The organism is Acinetobacter pittii, assembly GCF_034067285.1.
In the GTDB taxonomy this organism is placed as follows: Bacteria; Pseudomonadota; Gammaproteobacteria; order Pseudomonadales; family Moraxellaceae; genus Acinetobacter; species Acinetobacter pittii_E.
The window spans coordinates 2,458,883-2,474,275 of the sequence record NZ_CP139286.1; the positions used below are offsets into that span (position 1 = coordinate 2,458,883).

The window sequence follows — 15,393 nt, forward strand, 5'->3', positions numbered from 1 at the left end:
TTTTATCTAATTACAATTTTTAGACCGCTACTCTGTTTAATATCCAACCATAAAAAAAATCTTCATATTTTGGATTATTCTCTGTAATTTCGATATAGCGCTGCCCTTGCATAATATTTAGAACACGGACTAATACCTTTTCACCTTCTTTATGGCGTTTGTTTAAATACGTTTTAAGAGCTTGAAAAGTAAGAGGACCATATTGACCATCTATAACAAGATTTGGCCAACCTTCTTTTCCCTCTTTATTCAGCAGATTTAAAGCACGTTGTAATAAAGGTTTTGCAAAATTGACTCCACAGTTGATAGCTGTATCGAGTAACTCTTCGGCAATCGCTGGGCTAATCGTATCAATTTGATCGAATTGAGGTTCAAGCCAATATTGGTGTTTATAAATAGATTTAGCCACGGCTAATGGTAAATCTTGCATATTGCCTTGATATCCATTTGATCGAGCGACGGCTTCGGTAATGCCAAATTTAGTGGCATGACCGTGATCAGATGGATGGTTAACATAGCCGCCTTCTCTTCTGATGAGCGATTCTAAGTATTGATCGATATTCATTTTATTTTACCTATGTGTATAAGTCATCTTTAGCTATTTTGAAGATCATCTTTCGCCTTTTTTAGGTCTTTCATGACCTCCACAATCGTTTTACCTTCTTGTTTATTAATAAAGTTAAATATCCATCTAACAATCGCCCAACCCGGTAATCCGCAAATGAAGAAGAATCCACATAGCGTGATCATTCCCCAAATATCGGATACCCATTCATGTAGATTCCATTTCATAATAATAAAGGAACCGCCTGTCAGACTTGAAACGACGGTGCAGATGAGACCAACAATCCATTCTTGTAGTGAACGTGGAAAACGCATCATTAATACCACTGCGACAACTAAGCTGACTGCAAAAGCCACCATAATGGCAATGCTATAAATATTTAAAAAAGTGGCTAACCCACTGGTTGAAACTGTTTCCATGACATTGTCCTGCTTTAAAGAGTAAAACTTAAAAAATCAACATAATCATTAGCTTGTTGTTTTTTATGTTTTGTAGTTACCCTTAGTTTTCTTTATTACAGTCAATAAAAAACACTAACGCTTTTAAACCGCGCCAAATCGCAAGACGAACTGATCCTTGACCCCATATTTCAGGGGTCCAAGAAAGAATGTTTGTATGCTAAAGCCTGTTAGTGTGCACTGCTTAAGGCCTGTTCAATCAACTCAATTACCGTGATTGCACCTAGCGCTTTTTGCATAGAGACTTGATCATCAAATATGAATGCTTCATCTTCAAGTTCATTGACAATCTGCTTTGCCTCCTCGAGTGCTCTTTTTATTTTTTGTACCTTATATTTGTTTACGTCTTTTGCAATTGTTGGGACATACCCTCCACGTTTTGCATTTTTAAGTTGTTTAGCTCTGTTCTGCATTGCTGTAGTCATTCACTATCTCCAACTCAACTCACTCGTTTAGTAAGGCGTCTTTATCGTTTGTTATTCTTGAAGTTTTCATACATTCTCTCAGCAATATAGCCAAGCTATTACTACAAATATGTGTCCGAAACGTTTCTTCTGGTACAACAATCATAAAGACCTAAACGTTATATATTTAAAGCCTTAATTTACAAATAAATATTTCCTTTTCGAAAAATGTAAAAAAGTATTAATTTTTCCAAAATTAAATATTTTCCATACTTTAATTTTTTGACCAAAAAGTTCATATAAGGCTTTGCCGTATATCGGAAACTTTTGTTAGCGCTCACAATCTTTGTTAAATTCTTCATGTTCTTGATACCCTTTATCGACGAACATTAAGCCTGATCCACGGAATCGGGCTTTTTTTATTCCAATTTTTGTTTTGATAGCCTCTTAGCAATAATCATTGAGCTATCTCCCTTTTATTCTGCTACCTATAGAAACAAAATAAATTTAGCTTTGATCTCAACACTTTGATAAAGCTATGAATAGTGACTTAAACACAATTTAAACTTTATCTATGCATCTGAAGATATAACTGATATTATAACTATAGTTATTACTAGTCAATAACTATAGTTGTTTTACTCGATATAACTTTAGTTATATATTTGTTATAAGTTTGCTGGTGTGACCATTATGGCTCTTAAAGACCGTTTGAAAGATTCTAGAATTAAAGCCAAAAAAACTCAGGCTGAAGTGGCAGAAGCAGTAAAGATGTCTCAGCCAGCCTATCAGGCTTTAGAATCTGGGAAAAATTTGAAATCTGCGTTTCTTCCTTTAATTGCTCAGTTTTTAGGTGTGGATGGTTATTGGTTAACAACTGGGAATACAGAAGATTCATTTAGAGAAAGCGACGTATTTAGCCCGACTGTGGTGAGTGCCGAATCTACCGATCAATATGTTTGGATTGAGGTGGTAGAAGCTAACTTTTCTTGTGGTACGGGTGAATCTATCGAGTTTCACTTTGACGCCATTAATGGAAAGATTCCTTTCCCTGCTTCATTCTTTAAAGAAAAACGCGTTGCTCAAGAATGCATGCGTATTATTAAAGCAAAGGGCGATAGCATGACAGACTACATTAAAGATGGAGATCTGGTAGGGATTGATATCTCTCAGACTGAAGTCATTGATGGTGAGATTTATGCGGTTTACTTTGCTGGCGAAGGAATGATTAAACAAATTTTTAAAGAAGCAGATGGTTCTTTAATTTTGCATAGTTTAAATGAAAAATTTAGAGATCGACGTGTAACTGAAGAGAACGGAAAGAACTTTAAAGTGATGGGCCGTCAGTTTTGGCGGGCAGGCTAATTGAGCTACTAAATATAGCTAAAATAATAATTTGATTGCTTTAATAGGGTTTAGCTTTATATAACTTTAATTATTTATATAACATGTAGACATAAAAAAACCTATCTCCATTAAAAGAGATAGGTTTTTTGCTTTAACGCCTAACATGATCAACAATACGTATTACTTAAACGATAAAGTTGATTAAATCCAGCGTAGAAGCTTTTACCATCTTGGTTTAACTCAATTTCTTCACCAGACTGAAGTTGAATTTTTTTACCAACTTCGACCCAACGATATCCATCGAGAGAGTTTTGCTTACGCACGTGAGGAACAATCCTCACATTAATTTCATTGCCATTTACGGCTGTGGCAATTAGCCACTCATTTACTATATTCACAATCATTCACTCATCACTGAGCTCATGTGATTTAACGGTATTTAATTAGAACGCTAGATTTAAGGTATGGACAGTCAGTCTAGAATTTAATATTTAGCTTTATATAGGGTTATTTATAAGCTAATTGCTTTTCATAATTTTGTATTATGAAAAGTGGTACATCACAGAGCATAATATTTTGGTTGCGGGGGCCGGATTTGAACCAACGACCTTCGGGTTATGAGCCCGACGAGCTACCAGACTGCTCCACCCCGCAATTGGAAGTAAGCTTTATACGCCCATATATTTTATAAAGCAAACCTTATTTTTTAATCGGTTGTAATTATTAAGAATTATCTTTTTATTAATTTTTCATTTTAACCATTCGGTCTAAATAGCCATATCGATTTCCAGCATTTAGTTGTTTAAATTGTTGTATTTATTTTAAACAGAACCTGATATTCATAAACAGCAATTGCCTTGGAGGGGTGGCTTTTATACTATCTAGTTTGGCCCTTTAATCTTTAGTTCCTATGTCTGAACCTCAGTTTTCCCTTAGTGAATATCTCGGCACAGTTCAGGAAGTTATTCGTCTGGCCTTTGATGAACCAGTTTGGGTAAAAGCAGAAATTCGAAATTTAAATGTTAAAGGTGGCCATTATTATCTAGAACTCGCAGAAAAAGATGCCGAGACAGATAAAGTCATTGCCAGTTGTAAAGCCACAATCTGGAAATTTTCAGCCAGTAAAATTGTTTTAAAGTTTGAACGTGAAACTGGTATCGAAATCTCAAGTGACTTAAATGTGCTTATTAAAATTAGAGCACGTTTTGATCCTCAATACGGATTTTCGGTCAATATTGAAGAGATTGATTCAAGCTTTACATTGGGTGAAATTGCTAAACGTTATCAGCAAATTATTGAACGACTCACTCAAGAAGGCTTAATTCATAAAAATAAACTCCTCCCTACTCCTTTTGATATCCAAAATGTTTTAGTGATTGCCCCTCAAAATGCAGCAGGCCTAGGCGACTTTAAAAAAGATGCAGATGCTCTAGAGAGAAATGGGGTTTGCCATTTTGTGTATCACAGCGCGACATTTCAAGGAAATACGGCTGCAACCAGCTTGATTGAGTCTTTAGGTTCAGGTTTAAGACAATGGGCTAGCACATTTACATTTCCACCAGATTTGATTGTGATTATTCGTGGTGGCGGTGCTGTCAATGACTTGGCTTATTTAAATGATTATGAGCTTGCCGCCCTGCTCTGCAAACGCAGTGTACCGATTTGGGTGGGAATTGGTCATGAAAAAGACCGTACCATCTTAGATGAAATTGCACACCGTTCGTTTGACACACCAAGTAAAGTGATTGCTGGTATTCGCAACCATATTGTTGAGCGTGTACAAGAAGCAGTAGATAGTCTACAAACCATTAAGCTGCTTTCTCAGCATCAAATCACGACCTATCAAAGCAAGAATGATCAGCTGCTTCATCACATTAAGTCATCCGCACAAAATCAACTTAACTCGGCGCATCGCCTGCTTGACCAGATGAAAGAACGGATTCAGTTCAGCTCACAGCAACAAGTTAAATTTTCATTAGCTCAAATCGAATCTTTAATGAAAGAAATTCTTTTGCAAAACCCAAAACAGGTCCAAGCCAAAGGCTATGCAATTGTCAGATCCGAAGGAAAAGCGATTCGCTCTATCCATCAAATTTCAGGCCCTGCCATTGCTATTGAAATGCAAGATGGTGTGGTTGAAGCCAACATTACACAGGTAATCCCAAATGAAGAATGAAGAGTTAACGTTTAAGGACGGCCATGACATTTTGAAGAAAAATGCCGAATTATTAGAATCTCAAGAAAGCCCAGATATTGATAATTTAATGAAAATTGTTGAAGAATCGATTACTGCTTATAAAGCGTGTAAGTCACGTATAGAAGCTGTTCAGCAAGCTTTAGATGAAACATTTAAAGAATAAATTGAATAGAAAAAGCCCATTCCTACTTCTCATTGAAGGAATGGGCTTAGTGAAATCCACTTAATCCTGAAATACAAAAGTGTGGATTAGGTCACACTTTTGCACAGGCATAGTCCCATAATCATTTTAGATGTTCAATATTTTAATTGTGTCTGTACGTTAATTTGACTTAATTTTCGCCAAATCTTAACTAAAATTTCTATGGTTAAGATCAAACCAGACATAAGCTCTACTCATGATTATCGTAAACTTAATTTAAGACCTATTCCTCGCTGAAAGGTCCAATTAATTGATAAATTTTGCCATCTTTTGGATTTTCATAGAGCAAATCCATATTAGGTAGAATAATATCGTCATTAATTTCAATATGTTCAACGCTCTTATGAAGTTCAAGTGCGTGATCATTCATTGGTCTAACTTTTGCCAAAGCAATTGATTCTTTATCAAACTGATCCTTGATAATTACTTTTAATCTTGTCATGAAAATCTCCTGAAAATTAAATTTTTAATATAAATAATGGGTTAAGTTTAAAATGAGCTAATCGCAGAATAGCCGATTGGCATAGCAAAAAAAGTTAAGATAAATGCAGCCGTACGTTGTAAATTACGTTGGTTTAACCAAGTTACTTTGTTTGAAATTAATACGGTTCCAAAAGCAATCCATAAAAATGCAATGGGTGTAATTAAAGATAAAAAAACAGCAATATGAACAAAATATACGTGAAGCACTTCCCATGCTGCATGTGGAAAAATAGCAGAAGCAAAGAGCAAAGCTTTAGGATTTAAAAGTGTTGCGACAAATAAGGCCTTAGGCGTAATCAGTGGGGTGTCTAATTTGATGTCATTTGTTGATGTTATCCAAAGTTTAAATGCAAGATAGAGAATAAAAGTTGCACTTATTAACTTTAATAAGGCAGGAAGCCAAGGGATAAAATGTGAAACTGACTCCAGCAAAATACCCCACGAAGTAATTGCAATGAGATAACCCATCACTTCAGCAGGAATAAGTTTAAGAGACTGCTTCACCCCTGCTTGTATTCCAGCTGAGGCTAACAATGTATTTGTTGGGCCTGGAGTCAACAAAATGGTGACCACAAGTCCAATAAACATAAATGACACCATAGGCAACGAACTCTTTAGTTATGCTAGGCGAAATATGTCAAAAAGGAATATCTATTGTCGACAAAATGGTTGTAACAAGAAATATTAATATTTAATTATTTATTTTTAAAACAATTAATTAAGTTAAATTGACCCTAAATTCACTTACAGTTTCAATAATTTTAAATATGCAAAATTGATCACAAAAATAGAAAATAACGAGCTATTTTTACTAGCTTATAAAAAAACTAACTCGAGATTTTCGCTCAAAAAAAAAGCTGTAATTTTTAATATATTGCACTCATTTAGTTTACTTAATAATCGTTTTTCTTACTTGAAATTTTCAAATTGATCAATATATAAACAACTAGAAATCGTGATTTTACTGAATATGATGTCTTGCTCCCCATCAATTCATTGATCGCCGCTTTCATCACATAAATCAGATGATCGAGGATGCATGATGAATGCTTATGTTCGCCCTCATCCAGATGGTTTTAAATCTTATTTAGGAAAGAATCAGAAAACCGGACTCTACATTGTACGAGTGGGTTGGACGATTTATGAAATGAATGGCAATGGCTCTGTTTTGTACATTGTCAAAAATGAAGATACGATTCCGTTGGATGTAGAAAAGTTTAAAACTGACCGTCCCAAAATTTATGCTGCTCTTCTAAGCGAAGTTCAGTTTCAACGCAAGAAACAACTTGCGATTGATCTCCAACAATCAAACATCCCTTCTTATGATCGTAAAGCCTACAAAAAACGCCGTGGCTTTATCAACTCTTAAACATATTTTCCTCTGTAAATTCATATAGAAAAAGCACCCTCGGGTGCTTTTTCCTTTAACGACCTGTTGCGATTAATACGAACATACTCAGTATTAGTGTGCTTAATGATCGTTTGCAATGTATGTGGACTTCATGCTCAGCTCCGTGAGCGTATTGATTAACGTTTTCCATTTCGTGTGCCCTTAAAGTTCACACTGATAATTTGCACAAATTTCAAACAATAAGAAATTAGCCAAAAGTATTATATCGAATCAAATTTTAAACCTAATTTTTTAATTGGTATTTTGCGTTTTATAAATCAACTCGAACCGATCTACACACAGGAGATGTAACATTCTTATACGAGGTTAACTGCCTATTGAGTATTTGTAGACCTTTCATTTCAAACTTACCTGCCAAAGAAATGATTTTATAAAATGAAAAAAGATAACAATATTCTATTTTTTAATAATAGTCTTCGACAGGAGAACTCTTATGGAAATGCAACAAGAAACCGATCCTTCTTTATTTTGTGATACCTCTACCTCAATCCAAGCCTGCATTGAATGTATGATTGCCTGCAAAACCTGTGCAGCAGCCTGTTTGCAAGAAGAACATGTAAGTATGATGCGTGAATGTATTAAGCATTGCATGACATGTGTAGAGATCTGCCAACTTTGTACGTCTTTAGAGTTAAGAAACTCTGAATTAGCAGAGCCAGCAATGCAACTTTGCGCAAACGCATGTCAACTCTGTGCAGCAGAATGCAGCAAACATGAGCATGAACACTGCCAGATCTGTGCAAAAGCATGTTTAGCGTGTGCTAAAGCTTGTCTTGCCTATCGTGCCTAAATAATTTTTCAGATATAAAGCCTACGCGTCTTTAGATCGTAGGCTAATTAAAATATTTTAAATAACAATAAATTATTTATTTTTTATTTAAGGATTACTTTTTTATAGGCATAAAAAAAACCCGCATCTTGGGGAAAATGCAGGCTCTTAGATCTCCCACAACGACCATGAGTTCATTATTAAACTTGAACTTTAAACCGTTAACTAAATGTACAGCGAATAAAAATAAAAAGCAATACAGAATAGTCTGTATATTTGAAATATTTTATTATTTTTACATTACTTTTTCATAAATAATTTAAAAATATAAGCTAACTCTACATAAGAACTAGTTTTTACAGGCATTAAAAAAGCCCGTTTCACGGGCTTTTCTGCAACGGTGAGCAATCTAAGATTTGTGTCTATCCATCTCTTGGTTTGCTCTTTGCTAGCTATATGTAAGGTCTTATCGTATCTTTTGCCCTGTCCCAAGTTTCCCTGTAGATCGAGGAGATATTACGATTACCTTAAGTACAGTTATAGCACATTATTTATTCATGGCTAGTGCTGTTCACGTTTTTTTACAAATGAATAAAATTCGATCTAACCTTAATATTTAAGGGTTTTCTACCCCATTTTGATATTGGCGAGCATTATCGCAAATTGGATACCACTTCACTTTTGAAGACACAAAAGCATGAGAAATTACCGATGTCGATACTTCTTCATTAATCAGCCCTACCCTTAAACGCACCACATCAGGTTTATCTAGACGTTCACTCCAGATCGGTGAACCACAGGTTTTACAGAACACTCTCTTTTTATTTGGCGATGCAAAATAAGCTTGTAAAAGATTTTCACCTTGCACAATATTTAAGTCAGTTTTTTGTACTTGGGTAATGGCAGCAAAAGCAGCCCCTTGCGCTTTTTGACATTGTGTACAATGACAAACCATGATGGGTTCTAATTCGCTATTAATTTGCAGTTGAATTCCATTACAAAGACAAGAAGCTGTATACGTCATCATTTTTCCTTTTTATTTTAATAAGTTTTAGCTTACACCCACACCTTTTTCAATGTGGTCTAAGATGGCACAAGAAGCTTGTTGGTTACCACAGCAATCATCGGCTGAAGCCTGCAAAATATTAACCATCTCTTGTAGATGAGCGATTTTTTGTTTTAACTCGGCAATGTGTTTTACGGTTAAGGCTTTCACTTCTGCACTATGCCGATCTGTGTTTTTCCAAAGCGAAATAAGTTCTTTCATCTGTTCTGATGAAAAACCTAACTCTCTCGCATGTTTTAAAAAGTTTAAAGTTTTAAGGTCTGTTTCTGAATAAATGCGATAACCAGAAGCAGAACGCTGGGCTGCTTCAAGTAAACCGATTTCTTCATAGTAGCGAATCATTTTCGCTGAAATGCCTGAATGTTTGGATGCCTGACCGATATTCATCTCACACCTCAAATATTAAATTTGGTTTAAGACCTGCTGTCATGATCTTAAACCAAAAGTTGATTTTCAGCACCCTTACTCTACTGGCGCATGAAAATGTTTTAAGCGTAACGCATTGCCTAAAACAAAAACCGAAGAAAGTGCCATCGCGCCTGCTGCAAACATTGGCGAGAGTAAAACGCCAAATGCGGGATATAGCGCACCTGCTGCAATTGGAATCAGGGCTACGTTATATACAAATGCCCAGAACAGGTTTTGACGTATGTTTCGCATGGTTGCTTTACTTAGCGCAATTGCGTTTGGTACACCTTTTAAACTGCCTGACATGAGCACAACATCGGCTGCTTCAATCGCAACATCTGTGCCCGTACCAATAGCTAAGCCCACGTCCGCTTGTGCCAAGGCTGGTGCATCGTTAATACCGTCACCAACGAAAGCTAAGCGACCATATTGTTTTTGCAGTTGGCGGACTGTATCGACTTTGCCTTCGGGTAAAACCTCTGCCACAACTTCATCAATTTTTAGTTTTTTGGCAATGGCTTGTGCCGTATGACGGTTGTCTCCAGTAATCATGGCAACCTTGAGACCTAATTGATGCAAGGCATCAATCGCGGCATAGGTTGTTTCTTTAATGGGGTCTGCCACGGCAATAATTGCTGCAAGTTGCTGGTCAATGGCAACATAGAGTGGTGTTTTACCCTCTTCACCTAACTGAGCCGCAATCGCTTGGAATGAGCTGGTATCTAAACCAAGTTGATGCATATAACGGTCTGCGCCAATCTGTACTTTTTGACCTGAAACTTCCGCCTCAATACCTGAACCTGTAATCGAGTTAAATGCTGTTACGGGTAATAAGTCTAGGCCTTCGCTTTCTGCTGCTTGAACAATTGCGAGGGCAATTGGATGTTCAGACTTGGCTTCGACAGAGGCAACTAAAGTCAGCACTTGTTTACGTTCAAAACCTGATTGCACATTAAAGTCTGTCAGTGTCGGTTTACCCTCGGTGAGCGTACCCGTTTTATCAACTGCAACAACCTGCGCTTCTTGTAAAAGCTGCAAAGCTTCACCTTTACGGAACAGGACACCTAACTCAGCACCACGTCCAGTACCGACCATAATAGAAGTTGGTGTTGCAAGTCCCATCGCACAAGGACACGCAATAATCAGTACCGCAACGGCATTCACTAAACCAAAAGTGAGCGCAGGCTCCGGCCCCCAAATAAACCAAACCAAGAAAGTAATTGCAGCAATAAGCATGACAGCCGGTACAAACCACATGGTGACTTTATCGACCAAACCCTGAATTGGAAGTTTAGAACCTTGGGCCTGCTCAACCATGCGTATAATTTGTGAAAGTACAGACGAAGAACCAACGGCGGTTGCCCGAATGTTTAGAGTACCGTTTTGATTGACTGTACCGCCCACCACCTGCTGTCCTATTATTTTTTCAACAGGAACAGGCTCACCCGTAATCATAGATTCATCAATGTAGCTGTGTCCTTCTACTACTTGACCATCGACTGGCACACGCTCACCCGGACGAATTTCTACAATAGTTCCACTGACCACTTCAGCAACAGCAACTTCCACTACTTGACCATCACGTTGAATACGGGCTGTTTTGGGCTGCATTCCCACTAAATGCTGAATCGCTTGTGAAGTGCGTCCTTTGGCTTTCGCTTCAAAATATCGTCCAAGCAAAATTAAACTGACAATAACGGCAGCCGCTTCAAAGTAAACATTGACCGTACCTTGTGGTAACACATGCGGCATAAAGGTTGCTACGACTGAAAAACTGTAGGCGGCCAAGGTTCCAACAGCAACCAGCGAGTTCATATCGGGTGCTAAACGCCATAAGGCTGGAATCCCTTTTTGATAAAAACGGCGACCCGGAAAAACAAGTACTAATGTGGTCAAAACAAACTGTAAAAGCCAGCTGTTATATTGACCAATGGTGTGCATGACCCACATGTGAAAAGCTGGAATAAGATGTGAACCCATTTCCAAAATAAATACAGGTAAAGCCAATAAAATCGAAATGATTAAATCTTTTTTAAGCTGATCTAACTCAGACGCTTTTTTGTCGAGCTGCTCATCTTGATTTTTTTCAGATGCTTTCGCGTCGTAACCTGCTTTTTTAACGGCGCGAATAAGATCTTCAATATTGACTGATGCATCTGCTTGTACCCAAGCCTGTTCTGTTGCTAAGTTGACGGTTGCTTCTTGAACGCCGTCTACTTTTTTAAGCGCTTTTTCAACACGTGCAACACAAGATGCACAAGTCATACCCTCAATAGACAACTCTACTGGTGCAGCTTTTGGAACATCATAACCTGCTCGTTCAACTGCTTTAACCAGTGCTTCGCGTTGAATTGGTTGATTTGAATAAACAACGGCTTTTTCTGTTGCCAAATTAACATTGGCAATCTCTACATTTTCAACTTTCTTAAGTGCTTTTTCGACACGACCTACACACGAGGCACACGTCATGCCTTCAATTAGAAGTGTTTCACTATATGCTGGCAATTTTGTGTTTTTTGAGTCCATCAAACACCTCTGCAAATCTGCAAAATTTAATATTCTGTATCGAGCATACAGATTCCCATCATGGGAAGGTCAAGCATATTTTTTAAAAAAATTGGTCTTGACCTTACAATCATGACAAGGTTTAGACTCAGTGTTATCCAAACAAATATCTCGTTCTTGATGGAGTATGAATATGAAATTACTTATTGAAAATATGACTTGTGGCGGCTGCGCTCGTGGTGTGACTGCGACGATTCAAGATGTCGATCCAAATGCAAAAGTAGATGTAGACTTAGCAACAAAAATCGTGACTGTTGAAAGCAGTGAAAGCGTCGATAAAATTACTGAAGCACTTGAAGAAGATGGTTTCCCAGCTCAAGTGCAATAAAATATCAATATTTTGCATAGCTTCAATCTTTGAGGCTATGCATTCACTTTATTTAAAAGTCGATACCGTTTGAATCATCTATCGGGTTCTGATCTAGCGTAAAAACGGTGCGTTTATATGGAATACCTTCTAAATCATAAACTTGATAAATACAGTCAAATAAAAGCTGTAAGTCTTCACTTCGGTCCATTGCGCGTGCAGTAATGAAAATCGGGCTGACTGCACCGTTATCTAAAATCGGAATGTAGTTTAAATGAGGAAAACGGATGGTGTCGGCACTTGCTGGAATAATACAAATCCCTTCTCCCGCTGCGACTAGGCCCAGAGCCAATTGAATTTCGCGTATTTCATGCAAATTTTTCGGAACCAAACTATGCTCGGCAAAGATGTTTAAAAGCTGAGTGGAAAAATTAGGTTTAGGCGATGTGGGATACATAAACATCTTTTCATCAATCAAGTCAGCTAGATATACCCCTTCCGTACGTTGAGCTATGGGATGACTCGTATGTGCAGCAACCACCAAACGCTCTTTACGTAAAAGAATACGTCTCACAGCAGGGTCGCTAATTCTTAAACGACCAAACCCGACATCAATACGTCCTTCCTTTAATGCCTGTAACTGTTCGGTTGTACTTAACTCCATGAGTTGAATGTTCAGATGAGGTTGCTGTTGACGAAATAAATAGATAATTCGTGGCAGTAAACCGTAGAGCAAAGACCCAACAAAACCAATGGTCATACTTCTTTCAATGAGACCAATACGCTTAGTCATACTTTTTATTTCTTCAGCATTCGACAAAAGTTTAACAGCATGCTGATAAAAGAAATGTCCGGCTGGGGTTGTCTGTAAAGGACGGCTTCCTCGCTCAAACAGTTGAATTCCAAGCTCACTTTCCAGATTTTGAATCTGTCGACTCAAAGGTGGTTGAGCAATAAATAGTTTTTCGGCCGCCTTTGTAAAGCTCTGTTCTTCAACAACCGCCACAAAATACCGTAAATGTCTTAGTTCCATCAGGTTTCCATACCTTTAAGATATAAAAAAATGCAAATTCAGTCTTAGACACAGTTTAACCATTCTTTTAAGGTATATACAAGCAACAAACCGATGAAGTGATGAATCGCTTGGTGAAAAAAGCCTTCTTGCCAACCTTCCCGTGATTCATCTTCATCAATTCACGGTTAAACACCCAGCGCACTCAGGCGCTTCATTGACAATATTAGGATATCAAGACCTTTAAGAGTAGCTAAGGCCTTGGTGACTTCCACACTTTTGGAAAGTCGGAGAACGGACATGCCACGTATTCCTGTAATCAATACTAGCCATCTTGACCGTATTGATGAATTACTTGTCGATAACATCGATACAGGTGAATTTAAACTTCATCGCTCAGTATTTACTGACGAAGCTCTATTCGACCTCGAAATGAAATATATCTTCGAAGGGAATTGGGTTTATTTAGCACACGAAAGCCAAATTCCAAACAATAATGACTATTACACCACGCACATTGGTCGTCAGCCGGTCATTATTGCACGTAACCGTAACGGCGAACTCAATGCCATGATCAATGCGTGTTCACACCGCGGAGCACAACTTTGCCGATACAAACGTGGTAACAAAGCAACATATACTTGCCCTTTTCACGGTTGGACGTTTAATAACTCGGGTAAATTGCTCAAGGTTAAAGATCCAAGTGAAGCAGGCTATTCTGACTGTTTTAACCAAGAAGGCTCACATGACCTTAAAAAAGTGGCTCGTTTTGAGAGCTACAAAGGCTTCTTATTCGGTAGCTTAAATCCCGACGTTCCGTCACTTGAAGAGTTCTTGGGTGAAACCACCAAAATCATCGACATGATTGTTGATCAGTCTGAACATGGTTTGGAAGTTTTACGTGGTTCATCTACGTATACCTACGAAGGTAACTGGAAACTCACGGCCGAAAATGGTGCCGATGGTTACCACGTTTCTGCGGTTCACTGGAACTATGCAGCAACGACCCAGCATCGTAAAGAAACTCAAGCTGCCGATAATATCCGTGCCATGAGTGCAGGTTCGTGGGGTAAACAAGGCGGTGGCTCATATGGCTTTGAAAATGGTCATATGTTGCTGTGGACACAATGGGCAAACCCAGAAGACCGTCCTAACTTCCCGAAAGCAGATGAATACACCGAAAAATACGGTGAAGCAATGTCGAAATGGATGATCGAGCGTTCACGTAATTTGTGTCTCTATCCAAACGTTTATTTGATGGATCAGTTTGGTTCGCAAATTCGTGTACTTCGCCCGCTTTCTGTCAATAGAACCGAAGTCACCATTTACTGTATCGCACCTAAAGGCGAAGCACCTGAAGCTCGTGCACGTCGTATCCGTCAATATGAAGATTTCTTTAATGCTTCAGGCATGGCAACACCAGACGATTTAGAAGAATTCCGTGCTTGTCAGGCAGGCTACGCAGGTATTGCACTTGAATGGAATGACATGTGCCGCGGTTCAAAACACTGGATTTATGGACCAGACGATGCAGCGAACGAAATCGGTTTAAAACCCATGTTAAGTGGGATTAAAACTGAAGATGAAGGTCTTTATCTTGCCCAACATCAATATTGGTTACACACCATGAAACATGCGATTGCATCAGAGAAAGAAATTGCTGATCAGGGAGAAACAGCATGAGTGCTCAAGACAAAGCAACTTTAGAAAATATTGCTCAATTTCTCTATCGCGAAGCTCGTTTTTTAGATGATGAACAATGGGATGACTGGCTTGAATGCTATGCACCGGAAGCATCTTTCTGGATGCCAGCTTGGGATGATGACGACAGATTAACTGAAGATCCACAATCTGAAATTTCACTTATTTATTATCCAGACCGTCAAGGTTTAGAAGATCGAGTGTTCCGTATTAAAACCGAGCGCTCATCTGCAACCATGCCGGACACACGCACAAGCCACAATATTGCCAACGTTGAAGTCGTAGAGCGTGATGGTGACAAAGTCACTGTTCGCTTTAACTGGAATACTTTGAGTTTCCGTTACAAGACAAATTACAGCTATTTCGGTATGTCACGTTATGTGATCGATTTTTCAGGTGATCAACCAAAAATCTTGAGCAAGTATGTCGTTTTGAAAAATGACTACATCAACCAAGTGATTGATATCTACCACCTTTAAGACATACCCCCTCAGTTAA

Annotated in this window: 17 protein-coding genes, 1 tRNA gene and 2 pseudogenes; 8 read left to right on the forward strand and 12 right to left on the reverse strand. The window is 38.1% G+C overall.

Annotation, left to right across the window (positions count from 1 at the left end; genetic code table 11):
- Positions 1-19: 19 nt before the first annotated feature.
- The 3 genes from SOI81_RS11675 to SOI81_RS11685 all read right to left on the reverse strand — a co-directional run bounded on the left by SOI81_RS11675 (position 20) and on the right by SOI81_RS11685 (position 1,448).
- Positions 20-565, reverse strand: coding sequence for a glycoside hydrolase family 108 protein (locus SOI81_RS11675; protein WP_016141644.1), 546 nt, complete (start codon positions 563-565; stop codon positions 20-22).
- Positions 566-594: 29 nt separating this feature from the next.
- Entirely contained in the window at positions 595-984 is a 390-nt protein-coding gene (locus tag SOI81_RS11680) for a hypothetical protein (protein ID WP_320540811.1), read from the reverse strand.
- A gap of 209 nt (positions 985-1,193) precedes the next feature.
- On the reverse strand, positions 1,194-1,448 hold the full coding sequence (locus tag SOI81_RS11685; RefSeq protein ID WP_016141646.1) for a hypothetical protein: 255 nt from the start codon (positions 1,446-1,448) through the stop codon (positions 1,194-1,196).
- 672 nt (positions 1,449-2,120) lie between these two features.
- On the opposite strand from SOI81_RS11685, the gene SOI81_RS11690 reads away from it, so the two are divergent.
- Positions 2,121-2,792 carry an XRE family transcriptional regulator gene (locus SOI81_RS11690; protein ID WP_002119885.1) on the forward strand — a complete coding sequence of 224 codons (672 nt, stop codon included), beginning with the start codon at positions 2,121-2,123 and terminating at the stop codon, positions 2,790-2,792.
- A 149-nt stretch (positions 2,793-2,941) separates the two neighbouring features.
- On the opposite strand, the gene SOI81_RS11695 is transcribed toward SOI81_RS11690, so the two are convergent.
- Both SOI81_RS11695 and SOI81_RS11700 read right to left on the reverse strand, forming a co-directional pair.
- The gene (locus SOI81_RS11695; protein ID WP_016141647.1) at positions 2,942-3,178 is read right to left on the reverse strand and encodes a hypothetical protein; all 237 of its coding nucleotides are present in this window, start codon (positions 3,176-3,178) and stop codon (positions 2,942-2,944) included.
- 173 nt (positions 3,179-3,351) lie between these two features.
- Positions 3,352-3,428: transfer RNA gene (locus SOI81_RS11700), tRNA-Met, on the reverse strand.
- A gap of 256 nt (positions 3,429-3,684) precedes the next feature.
- Between SOI81_RS11700 and xseA the strand changes: the two genes are divergently transcribed.
- Both xseA and xseB read left to right on the forward strand, forming a co-directional pair.
- Entirely contained in the window at positions 3,685-4,950 is a 1,266-nt protein-coding gene (xseA, locus tag SOI81_RS11705) for an exodeoxyribonuclease VII large subunit (protein WP_239977003.1), read from the forward strand.
- Positions 4,940-5,134 carry an exodeoxyribonuclease VII small subunit gene (gene xseB / locus SOI81_RS11710; RefSeq protein ID WP_002119890.1) on the forward strand — a complete coding sequence of 65 codons (195 nt, stop codon included), beginning with the start codon at positions 4,940-4,942 and terminating at the stop codon, positions 5,132-5,134. Before xseA ends, xseB begins: the two co-directional genes overlap by 11 nt.
- Before the next feature lie 262 nt (positions 5,135-5,396).
- On the opposite strand, the gene SOI81_RS11715 is transcribed toward xseB, so the two are convergent.
- The gene (locus SOI81_RS11715) at positions 5,397-5,615 is read right to left on the reverse strand and encodes a hypothetical protein (RefSeq protein ID WP_016141649.1); all 219 of its coding nucleotides are present in this window, start codon (positions 5,613-5,615) and stop codon (positions 5,397-5,399) included.
- A 47-nt stretch (positions 5,616-5,662) separates the two neighbouring features.
- Complete coding sequence (locus SOI81_RS11720; protein WP_016141650.1) at positions 5,663-6,256, reverse strand: LysE family translocator; 594 nt, start codon at positions 6,254-6,256, stop codon at positions 5,663-5,665.
- 439 nt (positions 6,257-6,695) lie between these two features.
- On the opposite strand from SOI81_RS11720, the gene SOI81_RS11725 reads away from it, so the two are divergent.
- Together SOI81_RS11725 and SOI81_RS11730 are read left to right on the forward strand one after the other, a co-directional pair.
- Positions 6,696-7,025: a hypothetical protein gene (locus tag SOI81_RS11725; RefSeq protein ID WP_031945535.1), complete on the forward strand. Its 330-nt coding sequence runs from the start codon at positions 6,696-6,698 to the stop codon at positions 7,023-7,025.
- Positions 7,026-7,500: 475 nt separating this feature from the next.
- Positions 7,501-7,857, forward strand: a complete 357-nt coding sequence (locus SOI81_RS11730) for a four-helix bundle copper-binding protein (protein WP_016141652.1) — start codon at positions 7,501-7,503, stop codon at positions 7,855-7,857.
- Between the two features lie 595 nt (positions 7,858-8,452).
- Here the strand turns inward: SOI81_RS11730 and SOI81_RS11735 are convergent.
- The 3 genes from SOI81_RS11735 to actP all read right to left on the reverse strand — a co-directional run bounded on the left by SOI81_RS11735 (position 8,453) and on the right by actP (position 11,836).
- Positions 8,453-8,860 (reverse strand): GFA family protein, encoded by a 408-nt coding sequence (locus tag SOI81_RS11735; protein WP_239977005.1) that lies wholly within the window; start codon positions 8,858-8,860, stop codon positions 8,453-8,455.
- A 27-nt stretch (positions 8,861-8,887) separates the two neighbouring features.
- Positions 8,888-9,289 carry a Cu(I)-responsive transcriptional regulator gene (cueR, locus tag SOI81_RS11740; protein ID WP_005070253.1) on the reverse strand — a complete coding sequence of 134 codons (402 nt, stop codon included), beginning with the start codon at positions 9,287-9,289 and terminating at the stop codon, positions 8,888-8,890.
- A 75-nt stretch (positions 9,290-9,364) separates the two neighbouring features.
- Positions 9,365-11,836, reverse strand: a complete 2,472-nt coding sequence (actP, locus tag SOI81_RS11745) for a heavy metal translocating P-type ATPase (RefSeq protein ID WP_239977007.1) — start codon at positions 11,834-11,836, stop codon at positions 9,365-9,367.
- A gap of 166 nt (positions 11,837-12,002) precedes the next feature.
- Here actP and SOI81_RS11750 point away from each other — a divergent pair, with 166 nt between their 5' ends.
- Positions 12,003-12,203 (forward strand): heavy-metal-associated domain-containing protein, encoded by a 201-nt coding sequence (locus SOI81_RS11750; RefSeq protein WP_079748319.1) that lies wholly within the window; start codon positions 12,003-12,005, stop codon positions 12,201-12,203.
- A gap of 52 nt (positions 12,204-12,255) precedes the next feature.
- Here SOI81_RS11750 and benM read toward each other — a convergent pair whose 3' ends face one another.
- The gene (benM, locus tag SOI81_RS11755) at positions 12,256-13,215 is read right to left on the reverse strand and encodes a LysR family transcriptional regulator (protein ID WP_016141656.1); all 960 of its coding nucleotides are present in this window, start codon (positions 13,213-13,215) and stop codon (positions 12,256-12,258) included.
- Positions 13,216-13,259: 44 nt separating this feature from the next.
- A pseudogene (locus SOI81_RS11760) lies at positions 13,260-13,390 on the reverse strand (hypothetical protein).
- Positions 13,391-13,494: 104 nt separating this feature from the next.
- On the opposite strand from SOI81_RS11760, the gene benA reads away from it, so the two are divergent.
- Complete coding sequence (gene benA / locus SOI81_RS11765; protein WP_182003936.1) at positions 13,495-14,877, forward strand: benzoate 1,2-dioxygenase large subunit; 1,383 nt, start codon at positions 13,495-13,497, stop codon at positions 14,875-14,877.
- A pseudogene (benB, locus tag SOI81_RS11770) lies at positions 14,874-15,393 on the forward strand (benzoate 1,2-dioxygenase small subunit). The gene benA and the pseudogene benB overlap by 4 nt, the downstream one beginning before the upstream one ends.